The organism is Lentzea sp. NPDC020367 (assembly GCF_044387305.1).
Classification (GTDB): Bacteria; Actinomycetota; Actinomycetes; order Mycobacteriales; family Pseudonocardiaceae; genus Lentzea.
The window spans coordinates 133,487-152,734 of sequence record NZ_JBIRVV010000012.1; the positions used below are offsets into that span (position 1 = coordinate 133,487).

Annotated in this window: 15 protein-coding genes and 1 pseudogene; 4 read left to right on the forward strand and 12 right to left on the reverse strand. The window is 68.6% G+C overall.

All coding sequences use genetic code 11. The features are described from left to right. Nucleotides 1–30 precede the first annotated feature (30 nt). From ACH413_RS36650 to ACH413_RS36680, 7 genes and pseudogenes are all read right to left on the reverse strand, one after another. Nucleotides 31–2,964, reverse strand: coding sequence for a BTAD domain-containing putative transcriptional regulator (locus ACH413_RS36650; RefSeq protein ID WP_396425435.1), 2,934 nt, complete (start codon nt 2,962–2,964; stop codon nt 31–33). Beyond that, nucleotides 2,955–3,542, reverse strand: a complete 588-nt coding sequence (locus ACH413_RS36655; RefSeq protein WP_360039961.1) for a nitroreductase family protein — start codon at nt 3,540–3,542, stop codon at nt 2,955–2,957. The genes ACH413_RS36650 and ACH413_RS36655 overlap by 10 nt, the downstream gene beginning before the upstream one ends. A gap of 57 nt (nt 3,543–3,599) precedes the next feature. After that, entirely contained in the window at nt 3,600–4,124 is a 525-nt protein-coding gene (locus ACH413_RS36660) for a DUF742 domain-containing protein (protein ID WP_360039958.1), read from the reverse strand. Next, nucleotides 4,121–4,519 carry a roadblock/LC7 domain-containing protein gene (locus tag ACH413_RS36665; RefSeq protein WP_093598531.1) on the reverse strand — a complete coding sequence of 133 codons (399 nt, stop codon included), beginning with the start codon at nt 4,517–4,519 and terminating at the stop codon, nt 4,121–4,123. Before ACH413_RS36665 ends, ACH413_RS36660 begins: the two co-directional genes overlap by 4 nt. Continuing rightward, a complete protein-coding gene (locus ACH413_RS36670; RefSeq protein WP_360039955.1) occupies nt 4,516–6,597 on the reverse strand; it encodes a nitrate- and nitrite sensing domain-containing protein in 2,082 nt (693 codons plus the stop codon). The genes ACH413_RS36665 and ACH413_RS36670 overlap by 4 nt, the downstream gene beginning before the upstream one ends. Continuing rightward, the gene (locus tag ACH413_RS36675) at nt 6,597–6,722 is read right to left on the reverse strand and encodes a hypothetical protein (protein ID WP_275676943.1); all 126 of its coding nucleotides are present in this window, start codon (nt 6,720–6,722) and stop codon (nt 6,597–6,599) included. Before ACH413_RS36675 ends, ACH413_RS36670 begins: the two co-directional genes overlap by 1 nt. Nucleotides 6,723–6,847: 125 nt before the next feature. Then, nucleotides 6,848–8,176 (reverse strand): annotated as a pseudogene (locus ACH413_RS36680) (OFA family MFS transporter); the annotation flags it as partial. Between the two features lie 298 nt (nt 8,177–8,474). Here ACH413_RS36680 and ACH413_RS36685 point away from each other — a divergent pair. Together ACH413_RS36685 and ACH413_RS36690 are read left to right on the forward strand one after the other, a co-directional pair. Next, nucleotides 8,475–8,891: a DUF485 domain-containing protein gene (locus ACH413_RS36685; RefSeq protein WP_093598522.1), complete on the forward strand. Its 417-nt coding sequence runs from the start codon at nt 8,475–8,477 to the stop codon at nt 8,889–8,891. A 3-nt stretch (nt 8,892–8,894) separates the two neighbouring features. After that, nucleotides 8,895–10,475, forward strand: a complete 1,581-nt coding sequence (locus tag ACH413_RS36690) for a cation acetate symporter (RefSeq protein WP_360039949.1) — start codon at nt 8,895–8,897, stop codon at nt 10,473–10,475. A 6-nt stretch (nt 10,476–10,481) separates the two neighbouring features. Here the strand turns inward: ACH413_RS36690 and ACH413_RS36695 are convergent, their stop codons facing one another. From ACH413_RS36695 to sfnG, 5 genes are all read right to left on the reverse strand, one after another. Beyond that, nucleotides 10,482–11,666: an FAD-dependent monooxygenase gene (locus ACH413_RS36695; protein ID WP_360039946.1), complete on the reverse strand. Its 1,185-nt coding sequence runs from the start codon at nt 11,664–11,666 to the stop codon at nt 10,482–10,484. A gap of 108 nt (nt 11,667–11,774) precedes the next feature. After that, nucleotides 11,775–12,425, reverse strand: coding sequence for a response regulator transcription factor (locus ACH413_RS36700; protein ID WP_360040311.1), 651 nt, complete (start codon nt 12,423–12,425; stop codon nt 11,775–11,777). Beyond that, a complete protein-coding gene (locus ACH413_RS36705) occupies nt 12,422–13,801 on the reverse strand; it encodes a histidine kinase (RefSeq protein WP_360039943.1) in 1,380 nt (459 codons plus the stop codon). The genes ACH413_RS36700 and ACH413_RS36705 overlap by 4 nt, the downstream gene beginning before the upstream one ends. An 8-nt stretch (nt 13,802–13,809) precedes the next feature. Then, nucleotides 13,810–14,298, reverse strand: a complete 489-nt coding sequence (locus ACH413_RS36710; RefSeq protein WP_360039940.1) for a phosphatase PAP2 family protein — start codon at nt 14,296–14,298, stop codon at nt 13,810–13,812. Nucleotides 14,299–14,357: 59 nt separating this feature from the next. Beyond that, entirely contained in the window at nt 14,358–15,428 is a 1,071-nt protein-coding gene (gene sfnG, locus ACH413_RS36715; protein WP_360039938.1) for a dimethylsulfone monooxygenase SfnG, read from the reverse strand. Nucleotides 15,429–15,814: 386 nt separating this feature from the next. Here sfnG and ACH413_RS36720 point away from each other — a divergent pair, with 386 nt between their 5' ends. Both ACH413_RS36720 and ACH413_RS36725 read left to right on the forward strand, forming a co-directional pair. Next, nucleotides 15,815–17,632, forward strand: coding sequence for a hypothetical protein (locus ACH413_RS36720; RefSeq protein ID WP_360039936.1), 1,818 nt, complete (start codon nt 15,815–15,817; stop codon nt 17,630–17,632). Next, nucleotides 17,632–19,239, forward strand: coding sequence for a hypothetical protein (locus ACH413_RS36725; protein ID WP_360039933.1), 1,608 nt, complete (start codon nt 17,632–17,634; stop codon nt 19,237–19,239). Before ACH413_RS36720 ends, ACH413_RS36725 begins: the two co-directional genes overlap by 1 nt. The last annotated feature ends 9 nt before the right edge of the window (nt 19,240–19,248 follow it).

A 19,248-nucleotide genomic window follows, 5' to 3' on the forward strand; every position in this document is an offset into this window, starting at 1 on the left:
TGGCCTTCGCCGTGCTGGCGGCGGCCGTGATCACGCTGGTGGCGCTGGGGCTGACGCTGTAGCGAGTGCCTGCTTCGCGCGGTCGATGGTCCGCCGCTGGCACAGGCGTTCGGCGGCCTGCACCGCCTCCTCGCCGCAGCGGATCGCGGCGGCGGTGTCCCCGAGCGCGTGGTGCAGGCCGGACAGCTGGATGAGCAGGCGCGCCTCACCCCAGCCCCGCTTGTTGCGGCGGACCATCTCAAGGCACCGCTGGGCGTATCCCGCCGCCGCGCTCAGCCGTCCGTCCAGTTCGGCGTCGAGGGCGAGGGAGATCAGGATCGCGATCCCGCCCTGATGATCCCTGACGTCCTCCATGGCGGCGAGGACGGACTCGTCGTCCGGCCGGCCCATCGACTCGCGGGTCTGCCGGAGCATCACGCGCATCATCTCGCGGGCCTGGTCGAGCCTGCCCATGGCGTACAACAGGTAGCCGAAGTCGGCCATGGCCATCGCCCCGCCGCGCCAGTCGCCCGACTCCCGGTACACGGCGAGGGTCCGTTCGATGAACTCGACGGCCTCCTCGTCCCTGAACTCGTTGTAGTGCACGTAGCCGATGTCGTGCAGGACCACCGCGCACGACCGCACGTCGCCGTGCTCCGTCAGCAACTCCAGCGATTTCTGGATGTGGACCAGGGCCTGGTCGTTCTCGCCCCGCTCGGCGTACACGATGCCGATGTTGTGCAACGCGTTCGCCTCGCCCGTTCTCGCGCCGATGTGACGCATCAGCGTGAGACCGCGCTGGAAGTACACCATCGCCTTGTCCAGCTCCCGGCGCTCCCGCGCGATGTTGCCGAGAATGCCCAGCGTCGAGGCCTCACCGCGCAGGTCCTTGATCTGCCGCATCAGGTCGAGCGCCTGGTGCAGGTGTTCCACCGCACGCGGGTCGCTGTCCTCCATGTACGCCGATCCCAGCCCGCGCAACGCTTCCGCGCGGGCCTTCAGGTCACCGAGCTGATGAGCGGCCGCCAGGGCGAGGCTCTGCAGCGCCACCCGTTCGCGGCCGTAGCCTCGCATCAGCAGGAAGTACGCGATGAGGTGCGGTATCTGCCACGCGTGCCGGTAGTGCCCTTGGTAGGCCGCTAGGTACACGGCCGCCTTCAGGTTGAGCCGCTCCTTCTCCAGCCACACCACCGCGTCGGCGTGCGTCGCGAACCGCAGCGGGCCGGCCGGTTCGTACTGGACGACGATGTCGATGCGCGGCCGGCCGGGGTTCAGCACGTCCGCGGCCTCGGCCGCGTTGCGCAGGTAGTGGTCGAGGAGGCGGGTGATGGCCTCGGCCTTCTCGTCCTCCTCGACGCTGGCCTTCGCGTGGTCCGCCAACAGGTCGTGGAACCGGTAGCGGCCGTTCTCCTTCTGCTGCACCAGATGCGCGTCCAGGAGTTCTTCCAGCAGCCGTTCGGCCTCCGCACGCGTCGTGCCGATCACCGCGGCGGCCAGGTGGGCGTCGAAGTCCTCGCCGGTGTGCAGACCCAGCCGCCGGAACAGGCGTTGCTGCTCGGCCGTGAGTTGCTGGTAGGACAGGGAGAACGCGCTCTCGACGCTGCGTTCGCCCGCGGTCAGCTCGCTCAGCCGTTGCCCGGTGAGGCGGCGGGTCAGGTCCTGCGCGGACCACGCCGGTCTGGTGCGCCAGCGGGCGCCGACGATGCGGACGGCCAGCGGCAGGTAGCCGCAGAGCCGGACGATCTCGCGTGCGGAGTCCACGTCCTGGTCGAGCTTCGCGCGGCCGACGATGCTCGCCAACAGGTTCAGGGAGTCCTCTTCGGACAGCACGTCCAGCGAGATCGTGTGCGCGGCGTCCAGGTCGACGAGCCGGCGTCTGCTGGTGACGAGCACCAGGCCGGTGCCGGGCAGCAGCGGGCGGACCTGGGAGGTGCTGCCCGCGTTGTCGAGCACGACGAGTGCCTTGCGGTGCGCCATTTCCGCCCGCCACCGGGCGGCGCGGGCGTCCAAGCCGTCCGGGATGTCCTGTGCCGGTACGCCGAGTGCGGTCAGCAACGCCAGCAGTGCGTCGGACGGGGTGCGCGGTTCGACGCCCGCTGTGTAGGAGTGCAGGTCCACGAACAGTTGTGCATCCGGGAAACGGGCTGCCAGCCGGTGGGCGGCACGGACCGCGATCGTGGTCTTGCCGATGCCCGCCATGCCGTCGATCGCGGTGATCGCGACGCAGCCGGACGGCACGGCGGCGAGGATCTCGTCCAGGTCGGAGGCGCGGCCCGCGAAGTCGGCGATGTCGCCGGGCAGGTCGTTGCGGGCGCGCGGACGGTTGTCGGCGGTGAGCACCTGCTGGTGGGCCTTCTGCAGGTCCTTGCCGGGGTCGAGGCCCAGTTCCGCGGCGAGTCTGCCGCGGATGTCGTCGTAGGCCTGCAACGCCTCGGTCTGCCGGTCGCAGCGGTGCAGCGCCACGATCAGCTGGGCCCACATCCGTTCCCTGGTCGGGTGCTGGCTCGTGAGCGAGCGCAGTTCGGGCACCAGCCGTTCGTGCTCGCCGGCGCGCAGGTCGGCCTCGATCCGCGCTTCCAACGTCGCGAGGTACTTCTCGGTCAACGCGGGCACGTGGTCGCGTTCGAGCGCGTCACTGCCGATGTCCGCGAACGGGCGGCCCCGCCAGAGCGCCAGCGCCTCCCGCGGCGCCAGCCGGTCGAACCGGTGGACGTCGACCTCGTCGGGCCGCACGTCCAGCAGGTACCCGCCCGGCTTGGTCAGCACCAGCCCCGGCAGGGCCTCGCGGAGCCGGCCGACGGTGGTCTGCAGGGCGTTGCGCGAACCGCCGGCGAGCTCGACCAGCTCGTCGACAGGGACCACCTGCCCCGGCCTCAGCAACAAAGCGGCGAGCACCACCCGGCGTTTGCCGGGCGGGATGTGGACGTGGTGCCCGTCGAGCACCACGTCCAACGGCCCGAGCAGGCCGAACGACCTCACTTCCACTGACCCCAGTGCACGACCTCGTCGAACGGCAGGCGCTTGCGGGTGCGCGGGGAGGCGCCCTCGGAGATGCCCTCCTCGGCGGGATGCCCGATCGCGATCACGCCGATCGGCACGTACATGTCCGGCACGCCGAACTCCGCGCGCAGCTCCGGCCAGGTGTCCTTGTCCGTCCCGAAGAACACGGCGCCGAGGCCTTCGTCGACGACGGTCTGCAGGATCAGCAGCGACGCCATGCCGGTGTCGATGTCCCAGTAGGGCACCGGCCAGTGGTCCTCGGCGCGGTCGGTCCAGCCCTTGTCGGCCTGCGCGTACCGGTCGAGGTAGACGTCCTTGGCCGAGAACGGGATGACGACGACCGGCGCCGTCTTCGCGTCCTCCCCGCCCCACCACTCGAACTTCTCGCTGAACCGCCGCAACGGCTCGTCCCGCAGCACCAGGAACCCCTGGCCCTGCGAGAACCCGGCGGACGGGCCGCGCACGGCGTTGCGCATGATCCGCTGAACGCTCTCGTCGCTGACCGGCTCGTCGGTGAACTTCCGCACCATGCGCCGGCGGCGGACCACGTCCTGGAACTCCATCGCTACCCCCAGATAGTCGAGCCACGACCGTATCAGCGGCCGCCGCCCGTCCGGGGGCTAGAGCCTGCGCAGACCCGCCAGCACGCGTTCGAGCAGCATCCCGTCCGGCCGGTCGCCGCCGTAGGACGACGCCGTCCGGTGCACGTCGATCAGCCCGTGCCCGGCCATGTCGCCGAGCAGCACCTTGGTGACACCCAGCGGCAGCCCGCGCAGGGCGGCGATCTCCGCCACCGACCGCGGCTGCGAGCACAGGGCCAGCACGTCCTGGTGCTCCGGGCGCACGGCGGTGGCCGAGAACTCGTTCACCGAGACCAGGGTCTCGATCTCCAGATGCACGTCGGACGTGGTGCGGCCGCCGGTCCACGCGTAGGCGCGCACGATCGAGGACGACGCGTCGTCCTCGATCGACGGCAGCGGCGGGACCGGTTCGAACGGTGCCGTGGCGTACGGGTCCGGCTGCTCCGGCGGGGGTTCCGGTGCGCGCTGGGCTTTGCGGCCCCGCTTGCGGATCCGTTCGCTGTCGAAGCTGAAACCGCTGATCAGGTCGCCGAAGTTGACCTGATCGTCAGGCTCTCTGCTCATGCCAGCTCTGCCCGCAGTTCCGGCGTGAGCAGCTGGCCCACCTGCCGCACGACCACGGTCATCTCGTACGCGATCTGCGCGACGTCCGCCGAGGACGACGCCAGCACCGCGAGGACCGAGCCGTCGCTGATCGCCGAGAGCAGCATCACGCCCCGGTCCATCTGCACGACGGTGCGCACGACCGACTCACCGGCGAAGCACTTCGACGCGGAGTCGGCCAGCGAGACCACGCCCGCCACGATCGCCGCGAACTGCGGTGCGACGTGCTCGGGCAACTTCGACGACGAGATCAACACCAAGCCGTCGGCCGAGATCACCACGGCGTGCTCGATGCCGGGTGTGCGTTCGGCGAAGTTGGTGACCAGCCAGCCGAACTGGTCCACCTGCGTGCTCATCGACTCTCCTGGTGGTCGGGAAGGCCGCGCTGCACACCACGCTGGAAGGCGTCGAGGAAGCCCCGGGCCGATTCCGGCGTCTGACGTACAGGTGCGGGGGGAGGCGGCGGAGCGGCGGCCGGCGTCGTCTGCTGGAACCACGAAGCCTGCTGCCGATCGATCGTCTCCCCTCGGAAAGACTCCCAGGACTCTTCCCGCCTTGGTGCCAGTTCGGCCGGAACCAACACGATCGCGCGAGTCCCTTGGCCCTGTTTGGCGTCCAGACGTACCACGATCTGGTGGCGTGCGGCGAGCCTTCCCACGACGAACAGCCCCATTTCGCGGAAGACCTGGACGTCCACGCCCTCCCCCGCGGCCTCCAGGCGCTCGTTCACGCCCGTGAGTGCCTCGGGGTCGATGCCGATGCCCTGGTCGACGACGTCGATCTGCACGATGTCGCCCGCCTCGATGGACGCGCTGATCGAGACCTGGGTGTGCGGCGGCGAGAAAGCCGTTGCGTTGTCAAGAAGTTCGGCCAGCAATCGAACCAGGTCGCTCGCCACGTAGCCGACGACCTCGGCGTTGGGCGCCGTGTGCACCATGACCCGCTGGTACTGCTCGATCTCCGCGGCCGCCGCGCGCAGCACGTCGGTGAGCGGGATCGGCTTGTGGAACCGCCGGGCCACGTCGCCGCCGGAGAGCACCATCAGGTTCTCGTTGTTGCGGCGCATGCGGGTGGCGAGGTGGTCGAGCTTGAAGAGGTTCGCGAGCTGGTCCGGGTCCTCCTCGTACTTCTCCAGCTCCTCCATCAGCTTGAGCTGGCGTTCGACGAGACTCTGGCTGCGCCGCGACAGGTTCACGAAGATGTTGCGCATGTTCGCGCGCATGCCGGCCTGCTCGATGACCGACTTGACGGCCTGCTGGTGCACCTCGTCGAACGCGCGCGCCACCTGGCCGAACTCCTCGGTCGTGTGCACCGGCACGCGTTCGATCTCGGTGCTGCCGCGCCCGGTCGCGACCATCTCGGGCAGCTTCTCCCAGGCCACGTCGAGCGCGGAGCGGCGCAGCGCGTTCAGCGAACGCAGCAGGTAGCGGCCGACGACGAACCCGATGGTGGCGGCCAGGATCACGCTGGCGAACAGGATCGCGGACGCCGTTCCGGCAGCGTCGCTGGACTCGTCGCGCAGGCGGTTCGCGGTGTTCCGCAGGTCGTCCTGCAGACCCGTGACCACGCTTTCCATCGCCGAGACGACGGCACCAGTGGCGTTGGTCCAGTCCTGCTTCGCGATCGGCAACGGCTTGGGCCGGTTGGGCCCGGCGGGAGGCACGTCCGAGGTCGGGTGCAGCACGGCGGCGGCCAGCATCGTGCGCTGGGCCTCGGTGTCCGGGCCGCTGAAGTTCTTGCCGTAGACCTTCATCTGGTCGGGCGTCGCGAGGGCCGCGAACTCGTCCGCGATGTAGCCGAGCTTGACGTTCGACTCGACCAGCGCGCGGACCTCGGCGTTGGTGAGCTGGCCGCGGGTGAGCCCGGACAGCACGACGGCCTGCTGGTAGAGCACCTGGTCGCGGACGTGCACCACGTGGTGCAGGCCCATCGCGGTGCGCAGCAGGGCGGCGTCGCCGAACTCGCTGGCCATCACCTCGTCGACGTCGAGCAGCGAGTCGGTGAGCTCGGTGTAGATCTTGATCACCGCGGGGATGTCGTTGCTGCTGCGGTCGCGCAACACCGTCAGGTCGCCGATGCGGTTCTGGACGTCGCTGAGGCGGGCGGTCACGACCTCGCTGACAGAGGTCCTGCCGATCTGGTCGCGCAGCACCGCGCGGGCGTCGTCGGTGCGCTTGCTCTGCTCGGAGAGGAGCTCCGGGCCGACGCCCTCGGCGACGATCCGCCGTTCCGCCTGCACCCCCTCGATCACGGGGATCAGGGCGGCACGGACCTTCACCAGTCGCTGGAGCGCCGCGTAGGACTCGGCGCGGTCGATCTGGGAGTTGATCTGCAACAGGCCGGAGCCCACCGCGATGGTGACCGGAACGATCAACACCGCGGCGAGCTTCACCGGCAGGCGCCAGTTGCGCCAGTTGACGAGCGCGTTGAACATCAGACGAAGAGCTTGGCCGCGTTCAGGAAGAGCCGGTACAGGCCGTACGCGAGCGGCAAGCCCACCCACAGCCACGCACCGACGAGCAGCAGTGTGCTCGAACGGTTCTCCAGGGGTGAGCTCACTTCTTCACCACACCTTCCGCGTCTTCCTTGTCAGCAGCCGTCTCTGCGACGTCGGCGGCCTCGGCCTCGTTCCACTTGGCGACCGTGGCCTCGTCATCGCCCTGGGGCGAGGGCTTCTCGGTCTCCTCGGCCGCCTTGGGCTCGTGGAACTTCGGGTTGACCGGGCGGATCAACTCGTTCGCGACGAAACCGACGACCAGCAGCGAGATCATGATGTAGAACGACGTCGCGTACAAGTCAGGGCCGACGTGCCCGGCCTTCTTGCCCGCGTCCGCGATGGCGTTGACGATCAGCGGCCCGAGCACGCCCGCCACCGACCACGCGGTCAGCAGGCGACCGTGGATCGCGCCGACCTGGTAGGTGCCGAACAGGTCGCGCAGGTACGCCGGGACGGTCGCGAAGCCCGCGCCGTAGAACGACAGGATCACCATCGCCGCGACCACGAACAGCGGCACGCTGGACGAGCCCATGGTCAGCAGCAGCAGGTACAGCAGTGCGCCCGCGCCCAGGTAGAGGCGGTAGATGTTCTTGCGCCCCACCAGGTCCGAGGTGGAGGACCAGACGATGCGGCCCGCCATGTTCGCGGCCGACAGCAACGCCACGAAACCGGTGGCCGCCGCGGTCGCGACCGGCGTCGACGACTCCTTGAAGAAGTCGACCAGCATGGGCGCGGCCTTCTCCAGGATGCCGATGCCCGCGGTGACGTTGAAGCACAGCACGACCCAGAGCAGCCAGAACTGCGGCGTCTTGATCGCGTTGTTGGCGGAGACGTTGTGCGCGACCGTGGCCTTCGGCTTGTCCTTGAGCAGCGCCTCCTTCTCCGCCGTGAACTCCTTGGAGGGCAGGCGGATCAGCAGCACGCCGAGGCTCATGAAGACCGCGTAGGCGATGCCGTGCACGAGGAAGGCCTTGCCGATGCCCGACGTCGAGGTGGCGCCGAACGCGGTCAGCATGGAGGTCGACCACGGTGACGCGATCAACGCTCCGCCGCCGAAGCCCATGATCGCGATGCCGGTGGCCATGCCGGGACGGTCGGGGAACCACTTGATCAGCGTGGAGACCGGCGAGATGTAGCCGATGCCGAGACCGATGCCGCCGATGAGGCCGTAGCCCACGACGACGACCCAGTACTGGCCTGCCCACACGCCGACCGCCGAGATCAGCAGACCGGAGCAGAAGGCGATCAGCGACATGAGCATGGCCCAGCGCGGGCCCCTGCGCTCGACCGTCGTGCCGAGCACGGCCGCGGAGAGCCCGAGCATCACGATGCCGAGCTGGAACGGCAGTGCGGACTGCGTTCCGGTGATGCCGAGAGATTTCTCCAGCGGCGTCTTGAAGACGCTCCAGGCGTAGGCCTGACCAATGGAGAGATGAATCGCCAGTGCTGCGGGCGGAACGAGCCAGCGGTTCCATCCGGGAGGCGCGACTTGGCGTTCGCGCGCTAAGAACCCCACTTTATCCCCAACCGTCACCAATAACGCGGACCGATCGATCCTAGGCCAGGTGCACACGTGCGACAACGGGCTTGACCAAGGCTTCAGGTGTTGCACACGACGCAACCTGGGACACTCCACTTGAGACAAAGCACGGGACGTACCATTTGAGACGAATGTGCACCCGAGTTTTCAGTCCGGTTACAGTCCGATCTGCGCCCGGCATTGGTCCGGTTTCGTCCGTTTCCGGGAGCTCCGCGACGTTGACTGCACACGTGAGAGCGCTACAGTGGGCGCCGCACACGAGGGGCAGGGGTACATGACCAAGGCGATGAGGTCGCCTGGCGAAGCGCAGCACGAGTACCGGGAAATCCGGGGTTTCGCGTCGTTCGACGACCCCGAGACTTTGTCGTACGTCGATTCCGACGGCAACCCGAAGTTCGAGCTCATTCGGCAGACCGACGAATTCCGCGTCCTGCGTCGACGACTCACGACGTTCATCTTCCCGATGACCGCGCTTTTCCTCTCGTCGTACCTGACGTTCGTACTGCTGTCCGCGTACGCGAAAGACTTCGTCAGCACCAAGGTGATCGGGGTGATCAACCTCGGGATCCTGCTGGGCCTCGGACAGTTTGTGACTTCGATCATCATCACGCTCGGTTATGCCCGTTACGCAAAGCGACGGCTTGACCCGCAGCGTCAATTGCTCGCAGAGATGACAGGCGTCGAGGAGTAAGGCATGCCCACCACCGGCAACCCGGTGCTGAACCTCAGCGTCTTCGCGGTGTTCGTCCTGATCACCCTTTACATCGTCTACCGCGCCTCGAGCCGGAACGTGACGGCGTCGGACTACTACGCCGCCGGCAGCTCGTTCACCGGCGCCCAGAACGGCGTGGCGCTGTCCGGCGACTTCCTGTCCGCCGCGTCGTTCCTCGGCATCTCCGGCGGTATCGCGGCGCACGGCTACGACGGCTTTCTCTACTCCGTCGGCTGGGTCGTCGCGTGGCTCGTCGGCCTGCTGCTGATCGCGGAGGGCCTGCGCAACACCGGCCGCTTCACCGTCGGCGACGTGCTGGCGTTCCGGATGCGGCAGCGCCCGGTCCGCGCGGCCGCGGCGAACGCGACGCTGGTGATCTCGTTCTTCTACATGATCGCGCAGATGGCGGGCGCCGGCGGCCTGATCGCGTTGCTGCTCAACGTGACCTCGAAGTGGGGCCAGGCGATCCTGATCGCGCTGGTGGGCATGGTGATGGTGCTCTACGTGCTGGTCGGCGGCATGAAGGGCACGACCTGGGTGCAGATCATCAAGGCCGTCCTGCTGCTGCTCTGCGTGACGCTGATGAGCGTGTTCCTGCTGGGCAAGTTCGGGTTCAGCCTGTCGGCGATCATGCAGCAGGCCACCGAGAACAACAAGCTCGGCGAAGCGGTGCTGGACCCCGGCGCGAAGTACGGCTTCAGCGCGATGTCCAAACTGGACTTCGTCTCGCTGGCGCTGTCACTGGTGCTGGGCATCGCCTCCCTGCCGCACGTGCTGATGCGCTTCTACACCGTGCCGAACGCCTCCGAGGCCCGTCGCTCGGTCGTCTGGGCGACCTGGACGATGGTCATCTTCTACCTGTGCACGCTGGTGATCGGCTTCGGCGCGATGGCACTGGTCGGCACGGACAAGATCGCCGCGGCACCGGGTGGCGAGAACTCGGCGGCGCCGCTGCTCGCGTTCGAGATCGGTGGCGCGGTGCTGCTCGGCATCGTGTCCGCCGTCGCGTTCGCCACGATCCTCGCGGTCGTCGCGGGCCTGACCCTGGCGGCCTCCGCCTCGTTCGCCCACGACGTCTACGCGAACGTGATCAAGCGCGGCAACGCGGAGCCGCGCAGGGAGATCAGGGTCGCCCGGCTGACCGCGGTCGTCGTCGGCATCCTGTCGATCATCGGCGGTATCGCGGCGAACGGGCAGAACGTCGCGTTCCTCGTGTCGCTGGCGCTCGCGCTGGCCGCCTCGGCGAACCTGTCGACGATCCTCTACACGATCTTCTGGCGGCGCTTCAACACCATCGGCACGCTGTGGAGCATCTACGGCGGCCTGGGCTCGTGCCTGGTGCTGATCATCTTCTCGCCGGTGATGTCCGGCGCGAGGACGTCGATCTTCCCGGACATCGACTTCGCGTGGTTCCCGCTCGGCAACCCCGGCATCGTGTCGATCCCGTTCTCGTTCCTGTGCGGGTTCCTCGCCACGATCTTCTCGAAGCGCGAGCCGGAGATGACCGCCAAGGCCGCCGAGATGGAGGTGCGGGCGATCTCCGGCATCGGCGCCCGCACCTGATCACCTCTAGGCCCTGGAGTCGGGCAGTTCGGTGTAGTCGGGCAGGTCGACGCCGTTGATCGCGCGGTCGACCACGGCCATGAGCGCCTCCATGTCCGCCTCCTGCGGCGGCTCGGCGTCGGGCCGGCGGCTGGCCACGTGCAGCCGGCCGATCTCCTGGTTGGCCTCGACGAACGGGCGCATCCGCTCCTCGTAGCCGGCGAACCCGGCCTTGGGGTCCCAGTCGGCGGCGGCCAGTTCGCCCGCCAGCAGGTAGGCACCGACCAGGGCCAGTCCGGTGCCGCCACCGGACATCGGCGACGAGCTGAACGCGGCGTCGCCGATCAACCCGACCCGTCCGTCCGTCCAGCGGTCCATCACGATCTGGGCGACCTGGTCGAGGTAGAAGTCCGGGCTGTCGTCGACGTGGTCGAGGATGCGCGGCGCCAGCCAGCCCAGATCGCCGACCTGCTCGCGCAGCAGGCGCTTCTGGCCCTCGATGTCGCGGTAGTCGACGTCGAAGTCGGCCGCCGCAAACGAGAACATCGCCATCGCCTTGCTCGCGTCCTTGAGCGGCCGCAGACCGGCGGAGCGCCCGGACGCCTGGTCCTGGTAGTCGACCATCCAGCCGTCCACGTCGAACTCGTTGGGCACGGTGTAGAAGGCCAGCACGAGCCCGAGGTGGCGGAGGAACTGCTCGCGCGGCCCGAAGACCATCCCGCGCAACGACGAGTGCAGCCCGTCCGCCCCGACCACCAGGTCGAAGCGGCGCCGCTCGCCGCTCACGAAGGTCACGTCGACGCCGTCCGCGTCCTGGGTGAGCTCGGCGATCCGGTCGCCGAAGACGTACTCGACTTCCTGGCGGGTGTCGTCGTAGAGCACCTGGGACAGGTCTCCGCGCAGGATCTCGATGTCCGCGATGTACCCGTCGCCGCCGTCGTCCTCGGCGCGGTAGGTCTCCAGCACGGTCCCGTCGACGTCCACGGTGTGCGCTCCGGCGGTGTCGGTGCAGGCCGCGCGAATCGTCGCGTCCAGCCCCATCCGCGCGATGACCTCCTTGGCCACGCCGCGCGCGTCCACCGCCTGACCACCGGGACGCAGCCCCGGCGCCCGTTCCACGACGGTCACCTCGGCTCCGCGCCGCAGCAACCAGTGGGCCAGCGCGGGTCCCGCGATGCTCGCCCCTGCCACCAGCACCTTGACACCGCTCATCACGGCCCCCGGATCTCTCGTTCGAATGAAGGTCCGAAGTGTACGGTGACCTGCGGCACATGCGAGTGATTTCTCTTGTGCCGCAAGAACATTCACCCCACTTCGGACTTATCCGGCGGGGATGATCCCCGACTCGTGGGCGATGATCGCGGCCTGCACCCGGTTCCTGACCCCGAGCTGCCGGAAGATCGTGCTGACGTAGACCTTCACGGTGCCCTCGACGACGTGGATGCGGGCCGCGATCTCCGCGTTGGACAGGCCGGCGCCGACCAGGCCGAGCACCTCGCGCTCGCGTGCCGTGAGCACCTCGATCCGTTGCGTCGCAAGCGGTCGCGGGTGTACGCGGGAGAGCTGGTCCACGACTCGCTTGGCCACCACGGGAGACAGGAACGCGCCGCCGCTCGCGACCGCGCGGACGCCGGAGATGATCTCCTGCGGGTCGCCGGTCTTCAGCACGAACCCGGCAGCGCCCTCCCCCAGCGCCCGGCTGATGTACGCGTCGTCCGCGAACGTCGTCAGCACCAGCGTCTTCGTGCCCGGATGGCACTCGCGGATCACCTTGGCCGCGTCCAGGCCGTCGAACACGGGCATCCGGATGTCGAGCACGGCGACGTCGGGCCGGTGCCGAGCGACGAGGTCGATCGCCTGGCTGCCGTTCTCGGCCTCCGCGACCACCTCGACGTCTCCCGCGGTCGCGAGCACGGCCTTGACGCCGAACCTGACCACCGGTTCGTCGTCCGCGAGCACGACCCTGATCAACCGCTCCTCCTGGCGAGCCACTGCTTGGACACGAGCCGATCATCCCGGAAGCACAGTTGGTGCAGGTCGTGGCGGTCGCCGTCGAACGGGTTGGGGTGCGTGCTGTAGTAGCGGCACTCGGTGCCGGGCGGCGCGGTGACGCCGAGCGGGTTGTCGACGCGGGTGCGCAGCGGCAGGTCCATGTCGTCCTCGTTCTGCCCGAGTTGTGCCCGTTCGAACTGCTGCGGCGTGAGAACGGACGTCACCGCGTCGAACACCATGTAGCCCGGCACACCGATCGCGATTCCCGCGCACACGACCGATGTGATCAGCACGGTCCGGCGTGCGCTCTTGCGAAGCTCCTTCTCCGTGCGTTCGCGACGCACGTGCGTGGGCGTGTTCCGCGCACGTGGGCGTTCCGGGAGCTTCGCCCTGACCTCGAACCCGCCGTCGTCCGAGGGCGCCGCCTCGAACCAGCCGCCGACGAGAGCGACGCGTTCGGCGAGACCCACCAGTCCCTTCCCGCTGCCGACCGCGTGGGTCCTCGGCGCCGGGCCGTTCGTGATCCGCAGCTCGAGGTTCGCGGTGAGAGTCACGGTGACCTTCGCGCCGGGGGCGTGCTTGATCACGTTCGTCAGCGCCTCGGCGGCCACCCGGTGCACGGTCCGCGCGATGATGCCGTCGATCGGCGTCGTGCGGCCGTTGGTGAGGTCGGCGTCGAGTCCGCTTCTGGCAACGACCTCCTCGATCGTCGCGACGGGTTCGTCCTCGTCGGCCCGCAGCACCTGCATGACGTCCGCCAGCCGTTCCGCGGCGGCCGTGACGCTCGCACGGGCGGTCTTGGCGGCTTCGCGTTGTTGTGCGGTGAGCGTCGGTTCCAGTTCCAGCGCACCGGTCAGCAGCGCGGCTCGGGCGAGTTCGTGGCCCACGAGGTCGTGCATCTCGCCCGCGAGCCGGGCACGTTCGGCGTTGCGCGCGTTGTCGACGTCCCGTTCCAGCAAGGAGGCGTGCTCCCAGCCGACCTCCTGCAGTTCCCAGTACCGGCGGCGGAACCGCCCGAAGGCCCAGGGGACGACGCCGAGCACGCCGACGCCGGAGGTCACGGCGAGCGCGGTGTCGGAGCCGCCGCGCTCGGTCAGTGCGACGACGACGCCCGCGACCTCGGCGACTGCCAGCGCGATCGCCGTCGGCCGCGGATCCGGGGCGTTGCGGCCGGCGAGAAAGCTGACCAGCGCCAGTGCGGGAGCGAGCGCGATCACGCGGACGTCGAACTCCACGCTGACCAGGTAGCAGACGAGCCAGGCTCCCAGCGCGATCCCGAGAGCCACCGCGGGCCGGTTGCGCACGACCGCGAAAGCGGCCACGAACAGGACCAGGTAGAGCAGAACCTCCCACACGGGCCCCATCATCGCAGTCGCTGCAGCACCACCGTCGGCGCGTCCTGCCCGCGCAGCGCCGCCTGCTGCCTCTTCTTCAGCACCACCGCGATCCCCCACGACACCAACGCTCCGAGCGCCAAGCCGGCCATGACGTCGTGTACATAGTGGACACCCACGATGACGCGCGACGACGCCGCCGCGATCGCGCAGACCGCCGCGATCCAGCCGTAGGTGCGGCGCAGCGCCCAGATCGCCATCGCGGACGAACCGGCGATCACCGAGTGGTTGCTGGGAAACGACCAGTCACCCACCTCCGGGCACTCCGCCATCGACGGCCGCGTCCGGCAGGGCCTGTCCTCCTGCACGATCAGCTTGATCACCTCGCTGATCGCGTACGCCACCACCACACCCGCGCCGGCGAGGAACGCCCGCAGTTTGTGCTTGAACCACAACAACAAGAACATCAGCGCGAACACACCGAGCACCGCGTCGGTACCCACAGTCAGCCAGGTCACCCAGCCGAACCTACGAAGGCCGCGGTGCCGGCGCCCCTGCCGTTCGGAACCGATCGGACCTAACTTTCGACAAGGTCGGCTTCGAGTTCGCGGACGATCGGCAGCACGTGCTCACCGAAGTACGCGACCTCCTCCTGGTAGTGCAGGAATCCGAGCAGCAGCAGGTCGACGCCGCGCCGCCGGTACTCCACGATCCGTTCGGCGATCTGCTCCGGCGTGCCGATCAGCTTCGTGCGGAAGCCGTCGTTGTACTGCACCAGGTCCTCGAACGACGAGTCCGCCCACATGCCCCGCTTGTCCCCGGTCGACGCGCCCGCCTGCCGCACGGCGTCGCGGAATCCCTGCACCGCGGGCACGTCCGCCTTCGCCACGATCTCGCGCAACGTCTCCCGCGCCTCCTTCTCGGTGTCGCGGGCGATCATGAAGCCGTTCAGCCCGAACCGGACCCTGCGGCCGTTGTCCTGCGCCGCCTTGGACACCTCGGCGATCTGCTCGGAGACGCCGTCGAAGTCCTTGCCGTTCGAGAAGTACCAGTCGGACACGCGGCCGGCCATCGCACGGGCGGCCGTGGAGTTGCCGCCCTGGAAGATCTCGGGCGCGCCCACGGGTTTCGGCTTCAGGTCGTAGCCGTGCAGGCGGTAGAAGTCGCCCTGGAACTCGCCGGTGTCCCAGGAGGCGCGCAGCACCCGGATGAACTCCTCGGACCGCCGGTAGCGCTCGTCGTGCTCCAGCCACGGTTCACCCAAGGCGGTGAACTCGCCCTTGAACCAGCCGGAGACCACGTTCACCGCGGCCCGTCCCCCGGACAGGTGAGAGGCGGTGGCGATGAGCTTCGCGAGCACACCCGGCTGCCAGAGGCCCGGATGCACGGCGGCGATCACCTTCAGCCGTTGCGTCGCCAGCAGGAGGGCGAGCGAGAACGACGTCGACTCGTGCTGGTACGCGGCGCCGTACGAAGCCAGATAACGCACCTGTGAGAGCGCGTACTCAAAACCGTTGTTCTCCGCCAAAACAGCCAGGTCGCGGTTGTACTCGTACGACCAGTCGGTGCGCTGTTCAATACCGCTCACCACGAGTCCGCCACTCACGTTCGGCACCCAGTAAGCGAACTTCACTCCGTTTTCCGACACTGAGCACTCCTCATGACTACGTGCTACAAATGACATGACAAAGGCGATTCATCGGTGACCGAGATAATCCTTCACCGATATTCGTCTTTCCTCACCATGCGTGAGTGTGCTGCGCCGAAAGGCTGAAGGAGAACACCGCCGAGCGGCTTCTCATCCTGTGGTCACCAGATTGACAACATCGGCCGACTATCGAGATCCTCAGCGCCATGCGCACCGGTGTCGTCCTGGTAGGACGCCTTCACGTGGACCTGGGTCACCAGGCCAGCGCACTCTGTCGCTCCTTCTGAGCACCTCTCCGCATTTGTATTGACACGTCCGGGCCGGTTGCCGTGTCGCAACCGTTCACCCGGCGAATTCGGCATGCCCGAAACAAGGAGAACAACGCAATGCGATGGCGAAAAACTCTGGCCGGAGCCGCTGTTGCGGTACTCGCGGCCGGTGTGGTCACGGCCAGCGGGGACAACTCCCCCGCCTATGCCGATGTGCAGACGTTCGTGGACAGCAAGACCGCGTCGGACGGCAAGCAGTACTGGGTGAAGAACCACCTCACCCCGCAGGCACAAACGCGCAGCAGCAGTGGCGAACGGAAGAAGTGGCTTCTCGTCTGGGCTGGAGACGAGAACATCGCGGACACGCTCGTCAAGGACCTCAAGAATCTGCCGGGATCGCTGACCGGCGGGCTCGGCAAGGTCACCAACGCGCTGCCGGGACCTGACTTCCTCGCGGTCATCGACGCGACGGAGGGCTCGCCCGACTACGGCAAGGTCGTGAACACCGCGACCGTCGGGCCGTTGGTCGAGAACGAGCCGCACCACATGCAGTACGTGTGGCACAAGGGCGACACGATCTACGCGGGCGCGCTCTTCGCGGCGGCCACCTACGCGTTCGACGTGAGCGCACTGCCCCAGTTGAAGCTCAAGGGCATCAGCCTGCCGACGAACACGCTCGGCGGCTCGGTTCCGGACGCCTACTGGACGTTGAAGGACGGCACGGCCTACGGCACCTACATGGGCGGCCCCGTGGTGCCTGGCCCGTACATCTACGGCAACGGGCAAACGGTGGTGGGCAACGGTTTCGCGGGCTCGCCCGGCGCGTTGCTGCGGTTCGACAAGAACGGCAAGGTGCTCTCCCAGGTGTCGGCGGCGACACCTCAGGGCGACGACCCGAAGCTGTGCGCGAACCTGCCGCGGCTGGGCGCTCCGTCGTGTGCGAACCCGCACGGCATCCAGGCCCGTGAGGACCTGAACATCCTCGTGACGTCGGACTACGCCGAGCCCCGCAACATCATTCTCGACCCGGTCAAGGCGCCCTCGCCCTACCTGCGTCGCCCGACGGTGCGCACGTGGGACATCTCCGACCGGAACAACCCGAAGCTCAGGGCAGTGAGCTACCTGCAGAACGGTCCCCGCTCCGATCCCGCCGACCCGCTGCACCAGGAGAGCCGCGCGGTCATGGAGACGACGGTGACGAACCTGCCGGGTCACAAGGGCGCGTTCGCCCAGACCATGCAGGGCGGCGCGGTGCACTACACGCCGGACATCACGGCCGCCGAGCCGCACTGGTACGAGGTGTTCGACGACGGATCGGCCGGCAAGGCGATCCACGCGGGCAACGACTCGAACGGCGGCGGTTCGAACGGCGGGTGGATCCAGACCTCGCCCGACGACAAGTACCTCTACCGCGCCATTTCCGGACGGGGCAAGGGCGCGCTCGGCCCGAACGACCCCGGCACCACCGGTGGCGTGTACGTGCTGAACATCGAGAAGCTGCTGGCGGCGGGCACGAACTTCAAGTGCCGCATCGACACGCTGGCCGAGGCGCAGAACGGTGGCGCCGAGACCGACTGCCCGTCGCTCGCCGGTGCCGTCCCGATCAACCCAGGCACGCCCGCCGCGGGTCCGCACTGGGGCGCGTACGACAACTTCGAGCTCGGCTCCGACGGCTTCTACCGCGAGATCACCTCGCCGAAGCGCATCGCGGTGTCGAACTACTTCGTCGCGCGCACCGGTCTCGACGGTGACCACAAGGTCAACATCGTGAAGATCGGCCCGAACGGCCAGCTCACGCTGGACACGTCGTTCAAGGACGAGTTCTCCGGTCAGGTCGGCATCAACTTCAACCGCAAGGACTGGCCGCACGGCCCGTTCGGCAACGCGAAGCCGCACTCCGAGCTGTTCGTGATCGCGGATGCGGACGTGAAGTAATGGATCATCCCCACGGAGGTTTCGACGCCGCCGAGGGCGTCTCGGTCTGGGTCGTCGTCGTGCGGCTCGCACTGCTGCTCGTGTCGGCCCTGATCGCGGGCTCCGGCCTCGCGGTCACGGTCCCGAAATGGGTGAGGGCCGCGAACTTCGCACTCGCGGCGGTCGCTGCCGGGCTCGTCGCGGTGTCACTCGTGGCGTTCGACGCGCACGTGCTCGGCGCGGTGGCGCACGGCGTGCTGGTGGTGCTTGTGCCGGTGCTGCTGGGCAAACCCGCTGTCCGGTGGGTGGCGGCCGCGCTGACGTTGCTGCTGGTGATCGAGACCTCCGTGGGGGACTCCGGCCTGCTGTTGGTGGCCAACACCGTCTACGTGGCCGGTGCGGTCGCGTGGGTGGCGCTGACGCTGGCTCCAGGCGCTCGTTTCCGGCAGCACGCGCTGTCGCTGGGTGTCGTGCTGGCGTTGGCGGGCCTGGTGCGGCTGGTGTCGTCCGGGCTCGCGTTCGACCGGCGGATCTACGAGACGGTGCTCGGCATCGGGCTCGTGGTCGTGGTGCTGCTTCCGTTGGCAGCACTGAGGATTCGCCGGTTCGGAACTCTTGTGGTCGCGGCCTCGCTGCTCGCCTGGAGCGGGCTGGCCGCGATTCCCTCGCCGCAGGAGCTCCCGATTCCCGGTGTCCCGGTGCTGGCGTCGGCGGGCGGCGTTCCGGTGCTGATCAGCCCGCACCGGCCCGGCCAGAACCTGGTGCACTTCCCGTCCGGGAACCACCGGGTGAAGGTCGGGGACGGGCCGGAGATCGCGGCCGTGCCCTCGGCGGGCGCGGACGGCACGTGGGCCCTGGTCGACCTGCCGGCCGGGCGTGGCGAGATCACGGTGGTCACGGGCGAGGACGACTTCGGGGTCTCGTTCGACACCGGAACAGCGCCTGGTCCGGCGGCCGGCGAGGAGTGCGCGTCCGCGGCTCTCGGTGGTCTGGTCAGCGGCCGGCGGGACGTGCTCACGTCGTGCCCGGCCGACGAACTGTCCACTGAGGACGCGGACTCGCTGGCGAAGCTGGTGACGTTCCTGAAGAACAAGGGCGTCACCAGCGTCAAGCTCGTCGAGGACGGCACACCGCGCGGCGTCCGGGCAGCCGCGCTGGTGCGTTCTTCCCTGCCGGTGAGCGATTCCGGCGACGCGCTGGTGGTGCTGTCCGGCTGGTCGGACGGATACAAGGCGTTGTCACGGGCGGGCGTCGAGCAGGCGGAAAGCCCGGTCTACCCGCACGGCCTGTACGTCGCGCCGTGGTTGCTGACGACCCCCATCGCGACCTCGGTGACCACGTTGGCCGTGCCTCTGCGGTTCGACCCGCGCGAACAACTGCCGATCGGCTACGCGATCGAGATCGGCAACGAGTTCGGCGGCACGAACCCGACGCCCGCCGGTTTCCGGTCCTGGCTCGGTGGTCAGTCCGCCGGCGACCAGGTGCAGATCTACGCGGTCGCGCAGGTGACCGCGATGCCGATGGGACCGGGCGAGGCGCACGGTCCCGGCATGCCCATGCAGGAAGAGCTGGCGGGGCAATGGGTCCCGAAAGCCACCGTCGTACCGGTCAGTCCGGTGCTGTCGTGAAGGAGAGAG

Bases quoted from the DNA above. Each gene is read 5' to 3' on its own strand.
- ACH413_RS36685 (WP_093598522.1), top strand. From the start codon at position 8,475: ATGACCAAGGCGATGAGGTCGCCTGGCGAAGCGCAGCACGAGTACCGG.
- ACH413_RS36695 (WP_360039946.1), bottom strand. From the start codon at position 11,666: ATGAGCGGTGTCAAGGTGCTGGTGGCAGGGGCGAGCATCGCGGGACCC.
- ACH413_RS36665 (WP_093598531.1), bottom strand. From the start codon at position 4,519: ATGAGCACGCAGGTGGACCAGTTCGGCTGGCTGGTCACCAACTTCGCC.
- ACH413_RS36690 (WP_360039949.1), top strand. From the start codon at position 8,895: ATGCCCACCACCGGCAACCCGGTGCTGAACCTCAGCGTCTTCGCGGTG.
- ACH413_RS36655 (WP_360039961.1), bottom strand. From the start codon at position 3,542: ATGGAGTTCCAGGACGTGGTCCGCCGCCGGCGCATGGTGCGGAAGTTC.
- ACH413_RS36720 (WP_360039936.1), top strand. From the start codon at position 15,815: ATGCGATGGCGAAAAACTCTGGCCGGAGCCGCTGTTGCGGTACTCGCG.
- ACH413_RS36670 (WP_360039955.1), bottom strand. From the start codon at position 6,597: ATGTTCAACGCGCTCGTCAACTGGCGCAACTGGCGCCTGCCGGTGAAG.
- ACH413_RS36725 (WP_360039933.1), top strand. From the start codon at position 17,632: ATGGATCATCCCCACGGAGGTTTCGACGCCGCCGAGGGCGTCTCGGTC.
- ACH413_RS36660 (WP_360039958.1), bottom strand. From the start codon at position 4,124: ATGAGCAGAGAGCCTGACGATCAGGTCAACTTCGGCGACCTGATCAGC.